This is a genomic window from Treponema sp. OMZ 788 (assembly GCF_024181245.1).
Taxonomy (GTDB): Bacteria; Spirochaetota; Spirochaetia; order Treponematales; family Treponemataceae; genus Treponema_B.
In genome coordinates, this window is sequence record NZ_CP051199.1 from 396898 (window position 1) to 421712 (window position 24815).

A 24815-nucleotide genomic window follows, 5' to 3' on the forward strand; every position below is an offset into this window, starting at 1 on the left:
TGGGAGGTAAATTATGGTTAGAAGTTTATGGACAGCCGCAACAGGCATGAACACGCAGCAGGCAAATATCGACACAGTTGCAAACAACTTGGCAAACGTAAATACAAGCGGTTTTAAAAAGCAGAGGGCTGAATTTGAAGACCTCATATATCAGACGGTAAAGACTGCAGGAACTCCTGCTACAGAAGACACAATCACCCCGGTAGGAGTGCAGATGGGGCATGGTGCAAGGCTTGCCGCTACCCAAAGAATATTTGAACAAGGCTCTTTACAAAATACGGGAGTAACAAGCGATATAGCCATTCAGGGTGAAGGCTTTTTTAGAGTTCTTCAATATGACGGAACCTATGCTTACACAAGGGACGGTTCTTTTAAGATTGATAGAGACCGCCAGCTTGTAACCTCAAACGGTTTGCGTGTCTTGCCCGAAATCATCTTTCCTGAAGGTTATCGTGAGAATACGATTACTGTCAGCAGGGACGGACGTGTTACCGTTAAGGTCGGCGACATAGACGATCCTATCGAGGTAGGACAGATAGAGCTTTACCGCTTCCAAAATAATGCAGGCCTTTCAGCCGAGGGGTCAAACCTTTTTAGGCAGACTCCTGCCTCAGGTGCTGCTATTCCCGGCCGCCCCGGCTTTAGCGGTTTCGGAAAAACCGAGCACAAGTTTTTGGAAATGTCAAATGTTTCAACCGTAAGCGAAATGGTAAACATGATTGTAGCTCAAAGAGCTTATGAGTTTAACTCTAAAGCCATTCAGACAAGCGACAATATGCTCGGTACTGCGGTAAGCTTAAAACGATAAGTTTATATTGAAGCTTAAAGATAAATTTTAGCTAAGACTTGGGAGGGCAGAAGATGGAAGTAAACAAAATACAAATAAATCAAGCGGGAATGGAGAAAATAAAAAATTCTTCGATAAATAAAATCCATGCATCGGGAAAATCTCAACAAAATTTTACTGAAATGCTTGAGGCCTTAAGAGGAACCGAAAGAGCTTCTTCCATTATTTCGAATATCCAGGGAGAAACATCTTCTTCCGTCTCAGGCCTAAAAACGGGACTTTCGGATTTTTCAAACTTAAAAAGCAGCGGAGAGTCTGCACATGAAAAAACAGCTCTCTTTGATACCCGCCTTCCCGGCGATATTTTAAAATCCATGAAGATAGAAAATCCCGTTCCGGCCGATACTCACAGGGAGGTTCAAGGCATGGCCTCTTCTTTTGGAAAATCGGGCGAAAAGGTTCACTCAAAATACTCGATTGACAGAACCAGTAAGCTTTATGAGCAGGCCCTTGAATTTGAATCCTACTTTGTAAAAATAATGCTCGACTCAATGCGCAGCACCTTGTCGGGTAAAACCCTTGCAGGGGACGAATCCTTTGCAGGAAAGATGTACCAAGATATGATGTATGATGAACTCGGCCGAAGCATGACCAAAAACGCCGGCTTCGGCCTAGCCGATCAAATCTATCTGGAACTTTCAGGAGCAAGGTAGATTTCCAATTATATAGCCCAGTTTCCGTTTTTTAGGATTTGAACCTGGGTTCCATCTTTTTTAACGCCTATAACCGAAAGCTCTGGTCCTCCTACCATGAAGTCTACATGAATTATAGAATTGTTCATTCCTATTTTTTTCTTGTCTTCATCCGAAAAGTCTGCCCCGCCTTTTATGTTTTCGCTGTAGGCATTTCCTATTGCAAAATGGCAGGAGGCATTTTCGTCAAAGAGGGTGTTTTTAAAAAGAACTCCCGTGTTGCTGATGGGGGAATCATCTGCGACCAGAGCGGCCTCACCTAATCGGCTTGCGCCCTCATCTGAATCTAAGAGGGATTGAAGTACATCCTTCCCTTCCTTGGCATCGAAGTCTACAACCTTTCCGTCCTTAAATGTAAAATGAAAATCGTCGATAATTCTTCCTCTGGCGGCCAAGGGCTTTGTGGCTTTGAGGGTTCCGTTTACCTTAAAGGCATGAGGCATTGAAAAGACTTCCTCGGTTGGGATATTGGCCATAAAGACATCGCCTCGGGTGCTCTTGCCTGAGCCTCCTACCCAGAGGTGGCCTTCGGTGAGATAGACTTCCAAGTCTGTTCCCGGGCCCTTGTATAAAAGCTTTTCAAAGGCTATTTCGTTTAAAAAGTTTTGATGCTTTTTTAAGGCTGCATCGTGCTCTTTCCATGCGGCAACAGGATCGTCCATGCTGACCCTTGTTGCATCGAAAACCTTTTCCCAAAGTTTGACAAGGGCTTGATCTTCAGGTAATTCGGGAAAGACCGATTTTGCCCAGGCCGGAGTAGGGTGGGCAGCAACGCACCACTTTACATGGTTTTCCATTGTGTATTTCATTATGGGTTTTGAGGCTATTGCCCTTGTCTTATTCCATTCCGAAACTTTTTTTTGCATCGGCATTTTTTAAGAGCTCAGGATTGTCGGCTACTATGGCAAGGCGGTGATAGTTATTTTTGTAGGCTGCCTCCATGTAGTCTATTTTAAATTTGGGCATTTCCTTAAAAATGCCTTCGTCGCCGTAGGCATAGCGGGCAAGGGTCATCTCATCATCCGAAAAATCATAGATGACATCTTTAGCTCCCATTTTATAAGCCTGCCTTGTAACTTCCCGAACCATGCCGATTGAGTGTTCGTTTACAAGCACAAAAATTCCGTCGCCCTTTTGTATATTAAGGCCGACCTTTAAAATAAGCTCAACATATTTTTCGATATTGCGTTTAAAATCCATAAAGTCCTCCAATGAATAGTTGTACATTGGGTACTTTAACATAAATATAAAAAAAAGTAAATAAAATTAATCTTTTATTATTGTCATATCGTTTGCCTGATATTCGGGCATAAAGCGTTTTATAAGGCCGGTTTCAAATTGGACATTTACTACGAGTTCTCCGCTTGAAGCATCGGCCTTTACTATTACCCCGTAGCCGTAATCGTCATGGTAAATTTTTTCTCCCTTCTTCCATACGGAAAGGAGGGGATGATCTTCTTTTTTTGTGCCGAAATTTTCAGGATTGATTTGTTTTCCGAAGCCGTTTGAAAAAGATGAACCTGAAAAACTTGAATAAGAAGATGAGGATTCGGAGATGTTTACAAGGCTTTGATCTATTTCGAAGATAAAGCGGCTGGGCTGGGTAAAGGTGAGGCTTCCGTAAAGGCGGCGCGAGGCGCAGCTTGTCATGTAGAGGGCATCCTTTGCACGTGTGCAGGCTACGTACATGAGTCTTCTTTCTTCTTCAAGCTCATCAAAGTTTCCGTTATCGCGGGGGAAGACTCCCGTTTCAAGCCCCGTGATAATTACGTTTTTAAATTCCAAACCCTTTGTGTTATGAATGGTGATGAGGTTGACGGAATCTTTTTGCTCATCGCTGTCGGCAAGGCTTCTATCCAGTTCGATGTGCTCTAAAAATTCGTTTAGGCCCTTTACCGAAAAATCGTAAAGAGAGGCCGTGTTTGCAAGTTCGTTTAAGTTTGCAGTCTTTTGGGTGCCTGAAGCCGAGTCAACCGATTCGTAGTATTCGGCAAAGCCCGATTGTTTTAAAATCTCATATATAAAAGGTGCCAAGCCTTCACCCTTAGGTTCTTCTTTTTTAAAAAAGATGTCGCCTGCTTCTATTATGGTGCGTAATTCTTTTATGGTGTTTAAAAAATTTTTTAAGCCCTCCTTGGCTTTTTTTGTGAGGGAGGCCGAATCCAAAAGGGCGGACATGGCCGATATATAGTCGTCCTTGGATTCAAGTCCGAGTTCATCGCGTTTTTTAGAAAACATAAGTTCTCTTGAAAGATCGATGAGTTTTTTTTGGGTGATTTCTCCCACGCCGCGGGCGGGCTTATTTATTATGCGCCTCAGGGCTACCTCATCCCTTCCGTTTGAGATAATGGCAAGGACTGCGAGGGCATCCTTTATTTCTTCACGCTCATAAAATTTTAAGGTTCCTATAACCTGATATGGAATTTTTTTGTGTAAAAAATCCGTTTCAAAATTTAAGGATTGGGCGTTAGTCCTGTACAAGACAGCCCAGTCGGAATAGGCCCCTCCGTTTTCAACATCCTTCGATATGAGACGGGCACAAAGTTCCGCTTCGGTTTCCTGATTGGGTAAAAAATAAATGTGAGGCTTTTCCCCCTTGCCTCTTTCGGCGACGAGGGTTTTACCGAGACGGCCCGTATTCTTTTTTACGACGGAATCTGCGACTGCAAGAATTTCCGAGTATGAACGGTAGTTTTTTTCAAGCCTTATTATCTTCGTGTTTTTAAAGGTATCGGCAAATGTCAATATGTTTTGAACCTCGGCTCCGCGGAAACGGTAGATCGATTGGTCGTCATCTCCCACTACGCAGATGTAAGTGTTTTCTCCCGTGAGAACTTTTAAGAATTCGAATTGGGCAATGTTCGAGTCCTGATATTCATCGACCATGATTACAGAAAAACGGTTTTGAAGAGAGGCTCTGATTTGCGGGTTTTCTTTTAAGAGCATAACGGGAATCATGATAAGATCCCCGAAGTCTACATTTCCTGTTTCTTTTAATCTCTTTTGATATTCGCCGTAGATTTTTGCAAACTCAGGGTTAGGATCAATTTCCTGCAAGAGCGGATCATCGGGGAGAAGGCAATAATCCTTTGCCCGCGAAATTTTTTTGATGATGCCTCGGGCCGCATTTTTTGTAAGACCAGGGGAGGCTTGTACCAAAAGAGAAAGGGCATCATCGTCATCATAGATTGTAAAATTATGTGAAAGCCCTGCCCATTCCGCATACATGCGTAAGATCCACGCTCCGAAGGAATGAAAGGTGCGGAGCATTGCTCTTTCCGCCCTCTTATCAAGATGAGAAGCTCTTTCGGACATTTCTTTGGCTGCCTTATTTGTAAATGTTACGGCGAGGATACGTTCAGGCTCGATATTGTGTTCGGCAATAAGATATGCAATCTTTGTGGTTATAACCCGGGTCTTTCCTGAACCCGCCCCCGCAAGAATCAAAAGGGGCGAACCCTGATGCTTAACAGCCTCAAGCTGTTCTTCATTTAGAATGTTTAAATAATCCGGTTGAGCCAAAACAATCCTCCCAAAAATCAAAAACCTTTTAGCTAAACAAATTTTTTTCAGGTTTTGCATTGTAGCACGTTTTTATGGATTGTACAAGGGAAAGATATGGAGTTCTTTTTATGGTTAAGATAAAATATCTTGACAGCATAAATAAAACATACTATAATCTTTCCATGAACAACATATATAAAACAAAGTTACATCGAATTTTACTAAATTGTCTTTATGGTTTGGCGGCTGCATTTTTTATTGCGCTGATAACGGAGTTTGTATTAAAAAATACTCTGCTTGCTGCCGTTGTTTTCCTTGCTGTGCTTGCAGCCTATGCATGGCTTGTAATTATAGGAAATATTATTTCTATCGAAGTAAGCGACAGTACACTGACTGTAAAGCAGGGCAAAACAAGTACTACGTTTAACCGCGATGAAATTTCTCTTAGAGCCGAAATTATAACGCAAGTTCCCCGAAGCGGGGGGATGGCGATAAGCACATCCTGTTTTTTGTACATCACGCAAAACGGCGGGCAGGAAAAAAAGGTGGACTGTGAACTTTTAGGCCGCTACCAATTTGAAAAAATGCTTGAAGATTTAAATATTGGCGATTCGGTTACCAAAATAGAAAAAGAACAGGATAAATCAAACTAGGAGAAAAAAATGGAAGAAACTATAAAAACTCTCGGCTCGGCGGGTACAGCGTGGTATTTTTTTGTCATACCGATATTATTTATTGTGTACATGGTTTTTATACTGTTAAAAATGAAAGGGCAAAAAAACCGCGTAAGCACATGGTTAAAAGAAAACCCCAATGCGGTAAAAGTTTATATAAATAAAACAAACTCGACAGTTAAAATGGCTGCTGCGGCTTTTCATTCTCTTACAATCATTTCCGTCGATGGGGATTATCCCTTGTTCTTTACGGAAAAACTAAATAGAGGCTTTTATGTTACGCCCGGCACTCATATTGTAGAGTCGAGTTTTTCAAAAACACGCCCCGGTATATTGTATAGGCGCGTTACCACCACTTACGGTCCGTCCAAGCAGGAAATAAGTGTTGAAAATTTTAAAACCTATAATTATTATTTTAGCACAGCTGAAGAAACCTATAAGTTTGAAGATTTGACCTAAGTTAGCGGACGTAAAGTCAAAACCGATTAGCCCGTCCTTATACGGAACATTCTGAAAAGAGGTGCGCTGAATCAACAACCCCGACGCTCTGTGTCGGGGTTGTTGATTATATGCTTAATTGGGTTGCGGTATCAAAGCAGCTTCCTTTATGATATGTGAATCAGAATTAGTTATCAAGACAGAGCTGTTGAGGCACAAACTGTGCAAGTCTATAAATCTTTTCGCAACAAGGGGGCTTCGCTGAAAGAGACGCCTTCAAAACTGCAATAAAACTTATCTGCATTGCTGTTAGTTGCTCTTATCAAATAAAACTGATTTATCCTATTCTTTATACAATCTTTTTCAAATTCCTCGAACAACTGCCGTGCTATGCCTTGATGTCTGAACTCAGGTAACACATAAATCCAATCTACATATGCCATCCGGTAACCATCTTGCATACATCCATAAAAATGATATTCAATTCTGCCTACTACACTATTATCAACTATAGCAAGTAACGATGTAGTATTCATGTAAAAATCATCGCGAACTCTATTTCGAATTCCTATTTCATCTATGTATTCCGCAACCATCAAATTCGGTTCAAGAGACATAGCTTTTTTTAGATATTCAAGGTATAAATCAACATTATTTTCAGTTAAGCGTTCTATCTTCATTAACATCCCCATTCATCTACTTCTATCAATTCCTATTTTCGGCATGGCAGCCAAAGACATAAACAAAACCGATGTTTTACGGCTGACCGAAATAATAATTCCTGTTTTTTCAAAATAGTTTTAGGATAATGAGGAGTTTATCATGTCCCGGCAATTATAGCTGTAATTTAGGCAGCTTACTCTTCTTCGCTGTAATACACCTTATAAAACTTACCTTTTTTATCCGTACCTTGTTCAACGTTTTGGCGGTTACCTGAAATAACGATTTGAATTTTTTTATCGAGTTGAATAACCCGTTTGAATGACCTTTGCTGCTTCTTTCGAGCCGCTTCTGAAACCTGAAATTGATTGTCTACTGAAATACCGCTTTCATCTTCGCTGCGTTTTTTATACTGCCGAAATTTTTCGATTGTCTCAGGCTCACTCATAACTTCGTTGGTAAAATCGTTGATATCAAACTCATCTTTGTCTTTGAAAAAAGACAAAGATTTATTTAAAAGCTCAATTTGGTCGGCTTTTGAAACCTCAAATTCTTTAGGCATTTCTTGTGTAATAAAGTTTTTTGTTAAGGTCATAAGGTTTTGTGTATTGGTATACGCATTTTTCCGGCGGCGGATATGCAAAAAATCATCAATCCAATAACGGGTTTCAACTCCTTTTCCGGCATTATCTACTACCGCAACCACATAACCTGTTTCCCGTTCCTTGTTAAAAAATAATACAGCCCTTATCCAGTTTTTTAATATTGATACCTTTTTCGCTTTGTAATAAGCATTATGCAGTATTTTGTACAAATATATCTTTTCAAAAGGCAGTATTTTGAACATATTTTAATTAAAATGGAACATCATCTGATTTTACATGGGTTTCTATTTCTTGACATGTTATAGACTCTAACCAACTTTTTGCAGTTTCGGGAATAAAGGTTATTCGTCCTGCTATATCTTTATTTCTTTTTTCTATTCTTTTTTTTTCTGATTCTTCATCCTTTACGGGCGAAATAGAAATAATCCGTTTGTTTTTATCTTTTTTTAGAGCTTGTGCTATAATACCATTAATATGCTCGTCATTAAAGCTATATCCAATACAAAATATAGTTTTTGTGTTATTGTCTAATGTCTTTTTTCTAAATACATTAACCAAAAATAAAAAAGGATCTAAATATTGCAACTTATAAGCAGTGCCAAAAATTATTGCAGTTTCTTCAGGTAAAATTTTTCCAGATTCTTCTACTTCACCTGTATTCGTTTTTTTCCAATCAATAGAACCATGTAATTTATACAACCTAATCGGTTCTTCAATATTTTTTTCAGCGTCTAAATTTTCCCAATTCCATAAATGACCTGATCCAAAACCTCGTTGGACATTTGATTTATCGATAGCATTTTCAAGACATAAATCATAATTTAATGAAAAAATAGAAATAGGATAATTATATTCTTGTTGTAATCTGTAGAAATTTTTGTAATAAACATAGTCTTCTGCATGTTCACACTTTGTCCAATCAGTACAAAGTTTTTCAAGTATATGAAATTTAAATTTTTTTATAATATCGAATTTATTACCGCAAACTTCATTTAATCGTGGAATCCATGAGCCAATAAAAGGATATAAGGGATGTTCATAGCTTTTCAGTAATTCATCCATTGTATTTACAAGTGTTTCTATATTAACTACATTTGATGAAAAATTTCCTGTTATTCCTGCTGCATTAATTATTCCGCTTTTTATACAATAGTACAAATCTTTATATTGTTTCCATGATTCGTTATTTACTAGTAACTCTTCAACACATTCAATCATTTTTGAAGAAACGGGTATTTTTGCATCATAACTAGCTCCAGCCCCCAATAAAAAAATAAAACTATCAGATTGCAACATATATGCCTCTTATAAAAACCAAGGAGTTAGGTTTTCAATATTTATTTGCGCTAAATTATATTTGTCAAAAGCTGAAATAAAGTGACTAATTAACTCAGCATATAACAAAGAGATAGGTATTGACTTTGCATTAAACCCTCTCCAGTTTGCTCCGGATAAATTTATAGCATCTTGTAAATAATTATTAATTTTTTCTGAATTTATATCACTTGGATAATCAACACTGATTTTTACAGGAGCACCTATTCTATGACGAATGGTATATTGACCATACTGTTGACCTTCAAACCAAATAAGATATTTTGAATATGACAAACTGACTTCTGAACTTTCAAGAGGAACTAAACTATTAAAGGATTTATCAAAGCATAAATAATTATGATTATCATCAAATCGTAAAATGGCTAATGTTATATCTCTTTGATGTTTGATTTCATCAAGTGTTTTTTTAATTGTTTTTATATCTTTGTTGTTCATTCTGAAGGATGTATGAATAACAAAAGTATTATATTCATTTGTATAATTATTAACTATGTCTTTTAATGATTTTGATAAGTTATCAGCATAATCATCTTTATTGTTCGTATTTGCCAATATTTTTATTCCTTTGAATAATCCAGTTGTATCTGTTAAAATCGAATATGAGAAAAATTTTTGAATATTAGAATTTTGATCTCTTTGGTATGTCTGACCGATCCCTATAATCAAGCAATTTGAAGTTTTAGGGGTTACCACCCACGGACTTCCACCAAGTTTTGAAAATATCTGAATTGCTAAACTGGATATAGCCCATTTTAATATATTATCATTAGTAATTTTATTAATACTAATAAATTGACTTGGCATTTTATTTGTTAGAAAAAGGTGTTTTAATTTATAATATAATTCTTTCTGTTCTTCTGATGCATTTTCTTTAGACCACGGTACTATCAAAATAGGTACTATGAAATTAAGCGGATGTTCTTCTTTTATTTTTTTTATGATTTCTTTTATAGATTCGACAGAGTAATTTTCAATCGATTTTCCGGTAACTGTATTTTCATTTAATGGAAAATGAAACATTTTCTCCATTCCTGAAAATGTAGAGAATGTCTTACCTTCCAATGCAAAATATAATTTATGAGCATAATTTTTTTCATTACTTATGTAGATAAAACAAATTTTAGGAGATGGTTGTATTATATCAATAGGTATATATGGCCCGAATTTTTTAATTCCTTGAAACTGAGAATTTTCTATCTGTGAATTTCTAAATTGATATTGTTTTGTTTGTAAAGTATTAGATACAATAGTTTCGAAAGTGTTTTCAACTAAAATATCATTAAAAGAAAATATTGAAGAAAAATTTTTCTTGATAAAATTATTTATTTTTTGATACTTATCAATATAATAGTTTTTATTTTCGTTACCGTTAATGTCTAAAGATAGACTTTTTATTTGAACTTCTTTAGAAAATCCAACTCCTTTATTTTTAATAAACCTGTAATTTAAAATAAATCCAAACTTTTTTTTAGAATTTAAATAAGTTGGTGCTACTGTAATTACTTCCTGCCCTAATTCATCATTCCTACATAATTCTATATCAACATGATAATTAAATTTTTCAAAAGCATAAAATCTAATATTATGCTTTCTACAATTATCTTTAATTAAATTGAATAAATACCATTTCGTCAATTCTGTATTATCAAATGAAATATATTCTTTCTTTTCAAAATCTGTATATTCATTATACGAGACTCCAAATATTTCATTATTTATTCTTGTAAAGTATAAAGATGAGTTTTTCTCATATTGTTTATAACTTTTAGAATATAGATGAAATCTAAAATCTGAATTTTTAAGAGTTAAAATATTTATCTGTAAGTCTTTTTCCATATTCTCCTCCCCCCTACAACCACTTCTCCAATATCATTTTTTTCTTATCCGCACAAACGGACAGTACCGATTTTGCGGCGGTGATGGCGGCTTCGTAGGTTTCGATTTTCTGTAGTGCAAGTATCTGCTCTTCAATAGGAGCGGCTTGCACAGTAAGAAGCCGTAAAACGCCGCAGTGATCGGTAGGATAAAACGGTGTATGTGTTTCGCCGGAACAATCAACTCGAATTTCTCAATTATGTTTTTCAAAATGCTTTGTAAAACTTGAATCCGCTTGAGAAAACCCGAGTGCTTTTAATACGTTCCGAAGATTAGATTTTGTAATCATGCTTCTATATGTTTAATCCTTATAAAATATCTAACTTCTACATTATAGCTGTTTTTCACAAAAAATAAAGAGGGTATGAGTGATTAAGAATTAGCCCGTCTTCCACAATGCTTTATGCCGCTCGTTAAAATTGCCATATTTTCAGCATATTACAAAATACCTGCTTGACAAAAGTATAAATATATGGATACTGGGTCGGTTTTTGAAACTAAAAGATCGTTTATAGTTCATGTTCTTTGAATGTAACAAAGACCGCAAGGATTATATGTATGAATACATTAAGATTTTCGATTTTCGTTCTATCGGCAGCCTTACTTTTTAGCTGCAACAACCCTGTAATACCGGTTAAGCCTTCTACAGGCAACACTGCCGAAAATAAGCCCGGCTCCAAAGAACTGCAGGAAACTCCGCAGCCGCAGGGTAAAGAAGATACGGTACCCGATACGGTGAACCCTATAAAGCCCAATGATGTAACGCAAGGGATTCCGCACCTTGTTATTGTATCTGCCCCGCTTTTTACGGAATCGGCTGCTTTAAAAACATACAGAGAGCATAAAATAAAGCAAGGCCATGAAGTAACTCTTATAGCCGCCGAGGGAAAGAGTGCGGAAGCAATCCGGCAAGAATTAAAGACCTTTTACAAAACGCTTAACGGAAAGATGATGGCGGTATTACTGGTAGGAGACCATGTTTCATCCCATACCTCCGGTACTGCGGGGTATGTGCCGGCATTTGAAAGCACTGTGTATAAAAAGCCGCACCCTACCGATTACTATTACGGTGAATACGACGGAAACTACGGCAGCTATGACGGCAAAACAGGTGAGTATAACGACGCATGGCTTCAAGAAGCTCCGGTCGGGAGGTTTTGCGTATCGACTCTCAAAGAGCTTCAAGCATGTATAGATAAAACAATGTACATGGAAGAAAAAATAAGGGAAGGAGAAGCGTCGGTTACACGTGTTATCCGCACTTCCGATAATGTAAACGGAGTTCAAACAGGAACTATCGGAAACTACTTATCTTCCTATCCCGAATTAACGGTAGAGCCGGTGTCGATTTATTCCCCGAATCAGGTAAGTGCACGCATTAACGAAGGTGCAGGTTTTGTTGTGTACACGGGACACGGCTTACCGGACAGCTGGCTGGGTAAGTTTACAACCGCTCATGCAGGCAATTTAACCAATAAAGTCTATCCTATCGTTATTGCTTCTACCTGCCTTTCAGGTTCATATCAATACTATTCACTCGGCGAAGCTTTTATGAATAACGGGAGCGGCGGAGCCGTTGCCTATATCGGAGCTTCGGCGGAATCCTATGCCGACTATAACATAGTAATGACGTGCGGAAATAAAGACAGCTTCAATACGGAGAAGCCGGGAATAGTAGGCTCTCTTTATTACGGTGCAGACACGGATAAAGCATATCGCTCTCGTACCATCGGAAAAGCCTTACAGGCAGGGCACCGTGCAATGTACCGTTTCGGTCACGGCTCCGCTTCCAACAGTGTAGGCGATAAAACAAAATATTCTATAGAAATATACAATCTTTTAGGCGATCCCACTTATATGCCCTATACACAAAAACCGAAAGCACTCACATTTACGTTTGAAAATGATAAGGGCATTATGAAGGGACGCAATTTTGTAGTGCAAACCGCCCCCCAAGCGCAAATCGCTGTTACACGAAAAACAGCGGAGGGAATAAAAATCATCGCGGCAGGTTATGCAAACGAAGACGGTAAGGCGGTGCTGCCCATTCCCGATACCGTTGAGGCAGGAGATGCCGATTTATATGCAATAGCTTCGAATTATATCGGCAGTTCGCAAAAAATAAAAATACGGGAAAATTCGGGAATAAAAGGCAGCATTGCGGCACTAAAACGCATTAGCGTCGGTAATAAATCTATTGATGTAACCGAGGATAAAAGTGCATATTCGGTATCGGTCGCCTATGAAGAAAATCCTGTAAAAGTATCGGCGGAAACAATCGATCCTGCCGCCCGTGTTACCGGTGAAGGAACTTATCATCTTAAAGCAGGTTTAAATACGCTTGCAATCACGGTAACGGCGGAAGACGGTGTTACCGTAAACCGGTATACCCTTACAATGAAGCGTAAAGAAACAACCAAAAGTAAGGACGCAAGTTTGAAATCGGTAAGGGTAACCGTTAATGGGGAAGAAAAGGTACTGGAGCCTTCAGCCGAATCTTCATACCTCTACGACATTCAAATTGCCCCGGATGTAAAGCGTATACACGTAAAAGCTCTTCCTACAAGCAGTACGGCTTCATATCGAATTGAAGGTATGGATACGGATATTCCCGTCATTACAAGCTACCCTTATTACCATCCGATATTTGTCAAAGTTATGCCCGAGTTTAAGGAAGCCGGTGAGATAACTTATACGATAAGAGTTGATAAAAGCGATGCGAGATAGGAAGGCGTTATAAACCGTATAAGGGGATGCTTTTCGATTAGGATACTGCAGCTTAATTTTAAAAACTGACAATCGAGGCCCCCTCATACAATCTTTCGGTGTTTGCCGCAAGGCAAATCCGCCTGTGTTTGTAAGAGGTACTATTTGCACCGCTTACAATAAACCTTCTATTTATTGTATAATATCATTTACAGGAGTCTCCATATTGCATGAAATCTAAGCGTTTAAAAAAGATATTCTTATGCCTTATTTTCCTTTTTATTTTAATTTTAATTGGAATTGCAGGTATAAATATTTATATGTTGAATTATTCGAAGTCTTATATTTATAAAAATATTTCCGACCTGCCAGAAAAATATGTTGTAATTATTCCCGGTGCAAAGGTTTATAAAAGCACGGTTTCTCACGTTGTTAGAGATAGGATTGAAGCTGCCGTTAATTGTTTAAAAAATAAAAAGGCTGAAAGAGTTTTAATCTCGGGAGATCACGGACGTAAGGGCTATGATGAGGTCAACCGGATGCGTATTTTTATGAAAGATGTTTACGGTACAGACGAAAGCTTAATTTTTATGGATCATGCCGGTTTTTCAACTTATGAAACCATGTATCGCGCCCGGGAAATATTTTGCGTTGAAAATGCAGTCATAGTAACACAGGCCTTCCATACTGCAAGAGCCGTTTATATAGGAAGAAAATTAGGCCTTGATGTTGTAGCCTATGAAGCTCCTGAAGTTTTGCGTTACAGTAGGGAAACCCGCGTAAGCTGGGAAATAAGAGAGGCCTTGGCAAGGGTAAAGACCTTCTTTTTAGTAATGTTTGATGTGCAACCTGCATTTCTTGGTAAAAAAATACCGATAACAGGAAATGCAAAAGAAACATGGGATTTTTAAATTATAAAAAACCGCCCTGCTGTCCAAAGGACGGCAGGGCGGTTTTGTTTTAAGCTAATCCGAAAAACGGATTAAATGTGGATAAATGCTCCGGGGCCTAGGGGGAGACCGAAGATGTACCATACGATCATGAGACCTATCCATGAAAGCAGGAAGAAAATCGAATAGGGCAGCATGGTTGAAATCAATGTTCCAAGACCGGAATCTTCATCGTATTTTTTCATAAATACAACGATCATTGCAAAGTAGCTCATCAAAGGTGTGATGAGGTTTGTGCTTGAATCTCCGATTCGGTAGGCAACCTGTGTTAAGGCAGGTGAAAGACCTAAGTTTACCATCATGGGAACAAAGATAGGAGCCATAATAGCCCACTTTGCAGAAGCCGAGCCCATGAAAAGGTTAAGGAAGGCCGAAATAATAACGAATGAGATTATAAGCGGCAAACCTGTAAATCCGATGCTCTTTAAGAAGTTGGCACCGTTTACCGAGATGATTGTTCCGAGGTTTGTCTTTCCGAAGTAGTTTACAAACTGTGCTGCGAAAAAGCTCAATACGAGGTAACCGCCCATCGAGCGCATGGCCTCAGTCATTCCCTTGATAAGGTCATGGGAATTATGAATCTTTCCGGTTTTTTTACCGTAAATAAGACCGGGTATTAAGAACATCAAAAGAATTACCGGTAAAAGACCGCCGTGCATAAAGTTTGAAATTGAACTCTGACCTGTTTTAGGATCGATTTCCCTTAAAACTGCAAGTCCTGGAAGTTTGGGAAGACCGAATAAGCCGATAATTAAAATAATGGCCATAATCAAAATAGAAATACCGGCAAGTTTTAATCCCTTGTTTTCAACGTCGGAAATAGGCATATTATCCGGCTTGTATGAGCCGCTATATGTACCTAAGTTTTTTTCTACGATTCTTTCCGTAACAAAGGTTCCGACAATCGTAAGGATAAAAGTAGAAGCAATCATAAAGAACCAGTTACAAGTCGGGTCAATTGCAATATCCATTCCGGCATTGTTTAAAGCCTCTGTTGTGATACCTGTCAAAAGCGGATCGATTGTACCTAGAATAAGGTTTGCAGAAAAGCCTCCCGAAACACCGGCAAAGGCAGCTGCAAGACCAGCCATGGGGTGGCGGCCTGCGTTGGCAAATACGATAGCTCCTAGCGGAATAACTACAACATATCCTGCGTCGGAAGCGATATTGCTCATAATACCTGCAAAAACGACAACAACAGTCAAAAGCCTCGGATGAACACCTGAAAGAAGCTTTTTAAGAGAGGTATTGATAAGTCCTGTCCACTCTGCAACACCTACACCGAGCATAGCAACCAAAACGGTTCCCAAGGGTGCAAAGCCTGTAAAATTCTTTGTTGCACTGTTTAAAATGTAGCGAAGACCGTCAAGGTTTAAAAGCGATACGGCTCCGATAGTAACTTCTTTTCCCTTTCGGGCATCAAAGTATGTAACAGGGGTTCCGAATGCTTCTGCAAGAGCAGAGACAATGATTACAATGATACTTAAAATTAAGAAAATCATAGCAGGATGCGGCAATTTATTTCCGATCCTTTCAACTCCTTTGAGGAAGCCTGAAACTTCCTTGTTCTTTTTTTTATCCATAAGAACTCCTAGAAATGTTACTTGCCCACGACAACATAGGCAGCGGCAGCATTATATATTATGATTGAAAATATGACAAGTCGGCCTTGACGAATTCAGCTAATATTTTAGCATTATTTTTGCGTATAATTGATTTTTTATTGATTTTTTTATCGATTTTTATTATTTTTTATACATGAATATAGATAAGTATACGGTTAAGGCATCGGAAGCCGTTCAAGAAGCTTCATCGCTTGCCCAAAGAGACGATCACAGTCAGGTTGAAAGCGAACATCTTTTATATGTTCTTTTAGAACAAGAAGACGGAATTGTTCCTCCCTTGGTAGAAAAAATCGGTGTCAATCCCGAAAGTCTTTTGGATGAACTCGACAAAATGCTTGACAGAAAGCCCCGTGTTACAGGGCAGTCCGCTCAAACCTATATTTCGCCCCTGCTTGCAAAGGTCTTTGCCCATGCAGAAGGCTATGCAGATAAGTTAAAGGACGAGTATGTTTCTACCGAGCACCTTTTACTCGCTCTAAGTGAGTCTAAGGACGAAACGGGAGAGCTCTTACGCTCACGGGGCATTAACTTAAAAAATCTTCTTTCAGCCTTAAAAGAGGTTCGAGGAAACAACAGGGTAACAAGCGAAACGCCTGAATCTACATTCAGAAGTTTGGAAAAATTCTGCCGCGACCTAACTCAGCTGGCCAAAAACGAAAAGATAGATCCGGTAATCGGCCGGGATGAAGAAATAAGGCGGGTAATGCAGGTGCTTTCCCGCAGGACAAAAAACAATCCGGTTTTAATCGGAGAACCCGGAGTCGGAAAAACCGCCATAGTCGAAGGCCTTGCAAGGCGTATAGTTTCAGGCGATGTGCCCGACAGCTTAAAAGGAAAGAGGCTTTTATCCCTTGACCTCGGCGCCCTTGTTGCAGGAGCCAAATTCCGCGGCGAATTTGAAGAAAGGTTAAAGGCCGTAATTTCCGAAGTGCAAAAATCAGAAGGAAGGGTAATCCTCTTTATCGACGAGCTTCACACCCTTGTAGGTGCCGGAGCAAGCGAGGGCTCGATGGACGCTTCAAACCTATTAAAGCCGGCCCTTGCCCGCGGAGAGCTCAGGGCGATAGGAGCTACCACCTTAAACGAGTACCAAAAATACATCGAAAAAGATGCAGCCCTTGAACGCCGCTTTCAACAGGTCTACTGCCCCGAACCCACGGTCGAAGACACTATAGCCATCTTGCGCGGCTTACAGGAAAAGTACGAGGTTCACCACGGGGTTCGGATAAGGGACGAGGCTCTCATTGCTGCGGCCGTCCTTTCCAACCGCTATATCACAAGCCGCTTTTTTGCCCGACAAGGCAATCGACCTTGTAGACGAGGCTGCAAGCCGCCTTAAAATGGAAATAGAAAGCCAGCCCGTTGAGCTGGATCAGGTTGAACGCAAAATCTTACAGCTCAATATCGAAAAAGTTTCTATAGGAAAAGAAAACGATACGGCTTCAAAGGAAAGGCTTTTAAAACTTGAAGAAGAATTGGCAGAGCTTTCTTCCAAGCGGAATGCAATGCAGGCCCAATGGCAAAACGAAAAGTCGCGCATTAACGAATCCCGTAAATACAAGGAAGAGCTTGAACAGCTCCGTATCGAAGAGACCAAGTACAGCCGCGAAGGAAACTTAAACAAGGCCGCCGAGCTTAAATACGGAAAAATCCCCGAACTCGAAAAAAAGATAGCCGCCGTTACGGCCGAGCTTGAAAAAAAGGCTGGAGGGCAGGGTCAGCTTTTACGCGAAGAAGTTTGCGAAGAAGACATAGCCCGCATCGTTTCAATGTGGACAGGCATCCCCGTTGCCAAAATGCTTGCAAGCGAGATGCAAAAATTCTTGGAACTTGAAAAGGTCCTTCAAACGAGGGTTGTAGGGCAAGATGAGGCCGTAAGGGTAGTCTCCGATGCAATCAGGAGAAACAAGGCCGGCCTTTCGGACATGAACCGCCCCTTGGGAAGTTTTTTATGTATCGGTCCCACAGGTGTCGGCAAGACGGAATTGGCCCGCACCTTAGCCGACTTTTTATTTAATGACGAAAAGGCCCTCACTCGAATCGACATGAGCGAGTACATGGAAAAACATTCCGTGAGCCGCCTCATCGGAGCGCCCCCCGGCTATGTAGGCTATGACGAGGGCGGTCAGCTTACCGAGGCCGTAAGACGGAGGCCCTACAGCGTAATCCTCTTTGACGAAATCGAAAAAGCCCACCAAGATGTGTTTAACGTCTTTTTACAGATTTTGGATGACGGCCGCCTTACCGACGGACAGGGCCGCGTTGTCGATTTTAAGAATACCATCATAATTATGACCAGCAATATAGGTTCCGAGTACATATTGACCGCAAAGGATATGGGAAGCATAAAAGAAGAGATAACCCAAATCTTGCGCGATAATTTCAGGCCCGAATTCCTAAACCGCATCGACGAAATCCTTACATTTAACAGGCTCGAAAAAGAGCATATCCGAAAGATTGTCGATATTCAGCTTAAGTCCGTTGCGGAACGATTGGCAGCCCGCCGTCTTGGCTTAAAGGTTTCGGATAAGGCGAAGGATTTGCTTGCAGACATAGGCTATGACCCGATGTTCGGTGCCCGCCCCTTAAAGCGTGCCATACAGGCCGAGCTTGAGAATAAGCTCGCCCGCGAAGTCCTTGAAGGTAAATTCCCCGAAGGAAGCACTATTCTTGTTGACAGAGGAGAGGAGGGTCTTATGTTTAAAAAGAAGTAAGCTAAAATGATTCTTAGTTAAAGATAAAATTTAATGCGTAATTTTAGAGATACTTGAAGAAAAGTATAAATTATGATAGCATATAATTTTAGATATATATTTAAAGTTCGTAATTACTATAGAATTAGGAGTTAGCCATAATGGGTAGACAAGAAAATGGGCAAACTAAGGTAAGATTTTCGATTGGTGCAAAGCTGGTTACAATTATATCTATTTTGATTATCCTATCCTTGGGCGGAATTACGGCTTTAGTTACATTGTTTGGGCGCTTGGATGTTCAGCTGACGGCTGAAGAAAACAACCGTACCGTAAACAAACAAGCTGCATCCTCAACGGAAAAAGATTTGACAACATTAAGAGCAAATGCTTCCTTGCTTTTGGATATAATTAATACGAACGAAAAAGCCGGTGCTTTTTCAAATCGGGCTTCTTCGTTATATTTTGAAAAAAATCCTTATGTAGCTGCAATATTGGTTACCGATTCCAAGAGAGAAAGCGGAATCGCAGCCAAACTTTTAAGCTCTCATTTTTTTTCTACGAATGATATTGATTCTGACTTAGTCGATGAATTTTTAATGCAGTCAAAGGATTACATGCTTCAAGCCGAGAAGGGAATAACTCAGGTTTTAAATGCGGCATGGTTATTTGATTTGCCCATGCTGGCTTTTTTCTACCCTTATACCGAAAAAGGTTTAAATCAAGGTTTGATCGTTTTCTTTTCCGCCGAAAAACTATCCGAGAGTTTTGGTGCCGGTACCATGCAGACAACCTATCTTGTAAATAATGAAGGCGATGTTCTTATTCATCCTGACTTTAATCTTGTTAAAAACAAGGCGAATGTAAGCAATTTTCCTTTGTTTATACAGATGAGGGAAAACGGCGATAATGACAGGCAGGTTCTTGTAAAAGATGAAGACGGAAAAGAATATTTCGGATCTTACAGCAGACTTTCATTGGGCGATCTTGCCGTTTTAACAAATGCATCGGCTGATGTTCTTTTGGAACCGGTAGAAAATACTACAAGACGGAATATTTATTTAAGTATAATTGTTTTGTCTTTTTCTGTAGTCTTTGTATGGTTCTTTTCTAAATCTATAAGCCGTCCCGTAAAAAGACTGGCCATTGCTGCTGACGAAATAAAGCAGGGCAAATACGAAATAGATCTAAAAGCTAAGACCAAGGATGAACTTGGGCTTTTAACTGCAAGCTTTGTTGAGATGGGGAAGGGTCTTGCCGAAAGAGAAAGACTTAAGGATTCTTTCGGCCGCTTTATAAATAAGGAAATAGCCGAGCTTGCTATGAGGGGTGAGTTAGCCCTTGGCGGTGAAACAAAGGAAACAACGGTTTTCTTTTCTGATATCCGTTCTTTTACTGCGATTTCCGAAAAGATGGAACCGGCCGAGGTTGTAGAATTTTTAAATGAATACATGACCTTGATGGTGGATTGTGTAAATAAAACAAATGGTGTTGTAGATAAATTTATAGGCGATGCCATAATGGCGATTTGGGGAGCTCCTACATCTACGGGCAATCCCGAAAAAGATGCTTTAAACTGTCTTCGTGCTGCACTTAAAATGCGGGCTGCTCTTATATTTTTTAACCGCAGCCGCGGAGGAGATAAAAAGCCCATAATCAGAATAGGCTGCGGTATAAATTCCGGGGCGGTCGTTGCCGGACAAATCGGTTCGCATGAGAGAATGGAGTACACTGTTATAGGAGATACGGTAAATACGGCATCAAGAATTGAAGCTTTAAATAAACCTATGGGTACCGATATTCTTATTACCGAAAATACCTACAACTTGGTAAAAGACCATGTTGTTGTAGAAGAGATGCCTTCGGTTACTGTCAAGGGAAAATCAAAACCATTGAGAGTTTTCGCCTTAATCAACATGCCGAATGAAACAGATATTCCCGGTGCAGGATTAAAAGGACCTAAAAATTTAGCACAAATACGGAAAGTATTGGGAATCCCTGCTCCCGATTTTTCAAAGGTGAATGTAAATGAAGACGAAAAAAAATACAAAATCCAATCCTAGGCTTGACAGTAAATTTGCCGATATCTTTGTCGTTCTTGTTTCATTTGTGATAGCCGGTGTTACCATATTCCTGTTTTGGAAGAATTTAAATAAAACTCTTGATAGAGATAAGCCTTCAATTGCAATTATAAGTTATAAAGAAAAAAGTGTTCAGCGTAAATTTATAGATAGGGCTGTTTGGGATAGGCCTGCCCAATATTCTCATGTTTATGACGGAGACACAATCCGTACAGCCTCAAATTCGGAAGCTACTATTTATTTTTCGGATAAAAGCACGGTAAATGTAGGCGAAAATACCATGATCCAGATTTTTCAGCCTAAGGCTGAAAAAGATATCTCGGTTCAAATAGCTGAAGGTAATGTTTCTGTAAAGACACTAGATTCCAAAATGACGGTAAAGGCTGGTAATGCTTCGGTTTCTATCGAAAAAGAATCAGTGCTTCACACTTCAAAATCAGGTGATGATCCTATAAAGATTGCCGTCGAAAAGGGAGAAGCGGCTTTCTCTAAAATTGAAAATCCTCAAGACTCAAATCCTGCCGATTCCATTACCGAACCTTCAGTTTTAAAAGCCGGAACGGTTTTAGTTGAAGGCGGTAAGTCATCAATTACAATGATTAGTCCGTCTTCATCCGAGAAGATTTTTAATTTCAATAAGGACGGTGAACCCGTCGAGGTTTTGTTTAGGTGGCAAAGTTCTTTTCCTGAAACGGAGACTCTTATCTTTGAAACTTCTATTTCTCGTAGTTTTAATCAGGATAACGAAAAAATTGAGATAAAGGGTGCATCCGAATTAAAAAGAAAGATTTCATCAGGTAATATTTTTTGGAGACTTTATGCTTCTTCTTTAGGGCCTGAAGATGTTTCGGCTGCAAACGGTAAACTTAGTGTTACCGATGCTCCTCCGCCCAAATTGCTGGAGCCCGGTTTAAATGCGGAATTTTCTTATATAAACGATTTGCCTGCAATAAGATTTTCATGGGAAGGAAATGCAGTAGCCTCAAATTATTTGATTGAGCTTGCAGATAATGACTCTTTTAAAAATCCTAAGGTCAGTCGGCTCATAAATGCTTCTTCGGTAAACCTTAGCGGCATTGAAAACGGAAAATGGTTTTGGCGAGTTATTCCCAATTATATTAATGCCGGCGATTATCCTTCCCAAATATCAGAAACCGGAATTTTTTATGTTCAACAAGCAAAAAATCAAGAGACTGCTGTTTTGGCGGTTTCTCAAAACATGAGCGAAACTGCTGAAGGAAGTAAGGCATTCTTTTCTTGGCCGTCAGTTCCTGAAGCAAAAAAATATAACCTCCGTGTTTATACTGATGAAAATATGTCGAACATAGTTTTGGAAAAAATAGTAACTTCAAACTATTTTGAGATAAGCAAATTTGATGAAGCCTTTCCCAAATCCGGTTATTATTGGAATATCGCTGCTCTGGATAAAAATGAAATTCCTTTGGCTGTAAGTAAGCCCGAAAAAATAAAAATCGGCAGAGAAGAAATGTTTGTACGCTCTATTTTTCCGCCGGACGGTTATATCATTGCTGACTCTTATTGCAGCGATATAAAGTTCACATGGAAGACAAATACAAAAGATGAGGTATATTTTCAGATTTCTTCATCTCAAGATTTTAAGAAACTTGCAGTCGATAAACCTGTAAGCGGCTCTTCGGCGGAAGGTATTTCATTGGAAAAAGGCGAATGGTATTGGCGTGTTTTGACAAAGAATAAAAGCGGAGACATTACCAGCGAGGTAAAAAAAATAAATGTTGCAGCCCCTCTTGCTAAACCCGAATTTATAGGTTTGGGAAATAAATTGATTATTTTGCCTAAGGAAAAAAATCAATTTAAGTGGACTGAAGTTCCCGAAGCCGATTATTATCAGTTTAAGATTACTCCTGAAGGTGTAAATCAAAAAGCTGTATACGAAAACTTATATATTATCGGAACTGAAATTGAGGCCGATATAAAATCAATTGAAAACGGTTCTTACATAGTAAGCGTTCAAGGTTTTTCATCTTTAAAAGAGCAATCCGGCAAAAGATACGGCTATACAGCTGACCATAAAATCGATTTAATGCATTTTAAACCGATAGAACTTATATCGCCTATAGGCGGAGTCAGTATTAAAGGATTGGATGCCGCTTTAAGGCCCAGTGTTTTAAGATGGTCATCTGTTGAAGCTCCTGAAAATTCAAGGTTAATTTTGATTAAGGCCGGAGAAAAAAATCCTGTTCTTTCTATAAACAATCCCGAAAATGATTTTCAATTACCTCCTCTTTCTGCAGGTGAATATGTATGGAGGATAGAGGGGAAGACCGGAAAGGGATTTGACATTTCAAGCCGGAAAGACGGTTCGTTTAAGATCTTACCTATTCCCATATTGCCTGCCGCTGATATACTTGTTCCTAAGAAGGACACGATATTGGATGTTGCTTTCTTTAAAAACAATAGAAGCATAAAATTTGTTTGGACTAGGATTCCTGAAGCAAACAGGTATCTTGTAAGAATATATAATTCCTCAAAAACAATTTATAGCGAGTTTGTTCCTCAGACCCCGACAGGTAATATCGAATTAAATTTTACCAAATTGAATTTATTGTCGCGCGATTTATTTTTTATCGAAGTAAGAGCACAACGAAAATTTGAAGGCAGCAATATTGTTCAGGACGGAAAATCCTCTGCCGTAAAATTTAAGATAGAATTACCTCAATCAAAAAAAGTTGTTACTGACGAAACCGGAGTTATGTATGGTCAATAAAAACTGTCTTATATTCAGCTTTTTATTATTTTTCGGATTTGTCTGTTTATATTCTCAAGAGGCGGCAAGCTCAAAAAGCAATGATTCAAAGATACAAAAAAGTTATTTTATTGAAGAGGGTAATGAAGGGGCAATTTTGTATCAGCACTTGTCATGGGAGGCAATCGAAGATATATTGGCATATGAATTTGTGCTTGAAAAACAGGACGGCTCCGGAAGGTGGGTTAAGATAGATAAAAAGATTGTAGAAGAAAACTCGATAAATGTTTCTTTAAAGCCGGGTAAATACCGCTATAGTGTAGCCGTTATTAATCTTCTTAATCAAGTTGAACTTGCCAGCGATTACAGAAATTTTGATGTAAAAATTGCATACCAGCCGGAAGTATCATACATATCCATCGACTCTATATATTTTGATGAACCTGCTGCAGATTATATTATAATTTCGGGAAAGAATATATTTCCCGAAACCGTATTTACCTTGACCCGGAATAATGATACTCCTATACAATGCGATATTATAGATTTTGATAAATCCGGAAAAAAAGTTACAATTCAACTTAACTTTTCAAAATTAACAGCAGGAGTTTATGTGCTTACCGCTACAGATCCAAGCGGTTTATATGACAATTCAAGAACCGTAAATTTCAAATTTCAAAAACCTGTCGATTTTTTTGTGTCTTTAGGTTATACATTCAGCCGGTTTATACAAAATGAAACTCTTTATAAATATTTTCAAAGCAATAGTTTTTATTTGGGCGGAATTTTAAGATTTGGATTTTTACCTATAAAAAAACGATATGGGCATTTCGGTTTTGACCTTGGTCTGTCTGTTATTGATTTAAAAAATAAAGATCCTAATTATAAATTAACAGCTTCCTTTATTTTACCGCAGTTTAACTTTGTATATTTATTTCCTATAATTAAGAATAGGCTTAATTTTGATTTACATGCCGGAGGCGGCGGAGCATTTATGGTTCAGGCAAAATTTGAATATTCGGGAACGGATGTAAAAAGCCCTCCTTATTGGTTTTGGAGTCCTTCAGTGAATGCCGGAACCGCCTTACAAGTTTACCTTTATAAAAAGTTATATCTTGAAATAAATTTGGAACATACTTTCTTATTTAAAAAAGATTTTCCCAAGTATATTATTCAGCCTTCGATTTCGGCCGGTTGGAAATTTTAACTTTTTGTTTTTCTGTATTCTTGTTTTTTTTCTTGGTTTCATGTAATCAGCTTTTTGATGGTATTGATGATTCTTTTTCATACTGGGCAAATGAGTCTGAAATTGTTTCTATTTCTACACCTTATAATGAAGTTGCAAAGGTAAAAATTTTAATTTGAATGATTCTCATGCATCTAAATTCATTCTTATACATGAATC

15 protein-coding genes and 2 pseudogenes are annotated in these 24815 nt (G+C 38.8%); 10 read left to right on the forward strand and 7 right to left on the reverse strand.

Translation table 11 applies throughout. From position 1 onward, the window contains the following. The first annotated feature begins 13 nt into the window (after positions 1-13). Both flgG and E4O00_RS01795 read left to right on the forward strand, forming a co-directional pair. Positions 14-808 (forward strand): flagellar basal-body rod protein FlgG, encoded by a 795-nt coding sequence (gene flgG, locus E4O00_RS01790; RefSeq protein ID WP_253678305.1) that lies wholly within the window; start codon positions 14-16, stop codon positions 806-808. 53 nt (positions 809-861) lie between these two features. Then, positions 862-1500: a rod-binding protein gene (locus E4O00_RS01795; RefSeq protein WP_253678306.1), complete on the forward strand. Its 639-nt coding sequence runs from the start codon at positions 862-864 to the stop codon at positions 1498-1500. Between the two features lie 8 nt (positions 1501-1508). Here E4O00_RS01795 and E4O00_RS01800 read toward each other — a convergent pair. Together E4O00_RS01800 and E4O00_RS01810 are read right to left on the reverse strand one after the other, a co-directional pair. Then, positions 1509-2739, reverse strand: a pseudogene (locus tag E4O00_RS01800) (aminopeptidase). Positions 2740-2805: 66 nt separating this feature from the next. Next, a complete protein-coding gene (locus E4O00_RS01810; RefSeq protein ID WP_253678309.1) occupies positions 2806-5061 on the reverse strand; it encodes an ATP-dependent helicase in 2256 nt (751 codons plus the stop codon). A gap of 110 nt (positions 5062-5171) precedes the next feature. Here E4O00_RS01810 and E4O00_RS01815 point away from each other — a divergent pair, with 110 nt between their 5' ends. Beyond that, positions 5172-5696 carry a hypothetical protein gene (locus E4O00_RS01815; RefSeq protein WP_253678310.1) on the forward strand — a complete coding sequence of 175 codons (525 nt, stop codon included), beginning with the start codon at positions 5172-5174 and terminating at the stop codon, positions 5694-5696. Positions 5697-5705: 9 nt separating this feature from the next. Continuing rightward, positions 5706-6176, forward strand: a complete 471-nt coding sequence (locus E4O00_RS01820) for a hypothetical protein (RefSeq protein ID WP_253678311.1) — start codon at positions 5706-5708, stop codon at positions 6174-6176. Positions 6177-6385: 209 nt separating this feature from the next. Here the strand turns inward: E4O00_RS01820 and E4O00_RS01825 are convergent, their stop codons facing one another. The 4 genes from E4O00_RS01825 to E4O00_RS01840 all read right to left on the reverse strand — a co-directional run bounded on the left by E4O00_RS01825 (position 6386) and on the right by E4O00_RS01840 (position 10594). Then, positions 6386-6835 carry a GNAT family N-acetyltransferase gene (locus tag E4O00_RS01825; RefSeq protein ID WP_253678312.1) on the reverse strand — a complete coding sequence of 150 codons (450 nt, stop codon included), beginning with the start codon at positions 6833-6835 and terminating at the stop codon, positions 6386-6388. 176 nt (positions 6836-7011) lie between these two features. Further along, a complete protein-coding gene (locus tag E4O00_RS01830) occupies positions 7012-7629 on the reverse strand; it encodes a nucleoid-associated protein (RefSeq protein WP_253678313.1) in 618 nt (205 codons plus the stop codon). 40 nt (positions 7630-7669) lie between these two features. Continuing rightward, entirely contained in the window at positions 7670-8716 is a 1047-nt protein-coding gene (locus E4O00_RS01835; RefSeq protein WP_253678314.1) for an SIR2 family protein, read from the reverse strand. Positions 8717-8725: 9 nt separating this feature from the next. After that, positions 8726-10594 (reverse strand): Piwi domain-containing protein, encoded by a 1869-nt coding sequence (locus tag E4O00_RS01840; RefSeq protein WP_253678315.1) that lies wholly within the window; start codon positions 10592-10594, stop codon positions 8726-8728. Between the two features lie 597 nt (positions 10595-11191). On the opposite strand from E4O00_RS01840, the gene E4O00_RS01845 reads away from it, so the two are divergent. Continuing rightward, positions 11192-13360 carry a C25 family cysteine peptidase gene (locus E4O00_RS01845; RefSeq protein ID WP_253678316.1) on the forward strand — a complete coding sequence of 723 codons (2169 nt, stop codon included), beginning with the start codon at positions 11192-11194 and terminating at the stop codon, positions 13358-13360. 209 nt (positions 13361-13569) lie between these two features. Further along, positions 13570-14250, forward strand: coding sequence for a SanA/YdcF family protein (locus tag E4O00_RS01850; RefSeq protein ID WP_371922702.1), 681 nt, complete (start codon positions 13570-13572; stop codon positions 14248-14250). Between the two features lie 71 nt (positions 14251-14321). Here the strand turns inward: E4O00_RS01850 and E4O00_RS01855 are convergent, their stop codons facing one another. Next, the gene (locus E4O00_RS01855) at positions 14322-15872 is read right to left on the reverse strand and encodes an AbgT family transporter (protein ID WP_253678318.1); all 1551 of its coding nucleotides are present in this window, start codon (positions 15870-15872) and stop codon (positions 14322-14324) included. 175 nt (positions 15873-16047) lie between these two features. On the opposite strand from E4O00_RS01855, the pseudogene clpB reads away from it, so the two are divergent. The 4 genes and pseudogenes from clpB to E4O00_RS01875 all read left to right on the forward strand — a co-directional run bounded on the left by clpB (position 16048) and on the right by E4O00_RS01875 (position 24617). Next, positions 16048-18628 (forward strand): annotated as a pseudogene (gene clpB / locus E4O00_RS01860) (ATP-dependent chaperone ClpB). A 140-nt stretch (positions 18629-18768) separates the two neighbouring features. After that, on the forward strand, positions 18769-20667 hold the full coding sequence (locus tag E4O00_RS01865) for an adenylate/guanylate cyclase domain-containing protein (RefSeq protein ID WP_253678319.1): 1899 nt from the start codon (positions 18769-18771) through the stop codon (positions 20665-20667). Then, positions 20633-23431: a FecR family protein gene (locus tag E4O00_RS01870; protein ID WP_253678320.1), complete on the forward strand. Its 2799-nt coding sequence runs from the start codon at positions 20633-20635 to the stop codon at positions 23429-23431. The genes E4O00_RS01865 and E4O00_RS01870 overlap by 35 nt, the downstream gene beginning before the upstream one ends. Continuing rightward, the gene (locus E4O00_RS01875) at positions 23421-24617 is read left to right on the forward strand and encodes a hypothetical protein (RefSeq protein WP_253678321.1); all 1197 of its coding nucleotides are present in this window, start codon (positions 23421-23423) and stop codon (positions 24615-24617) included. Before E4O00_RS01870 ends, E4O00_RS01875 begins: the two co-directional genes overlap by 11 nt. The last annotated feature ends 198 nt before the right edge of the window (positions 24618-24815 follow it).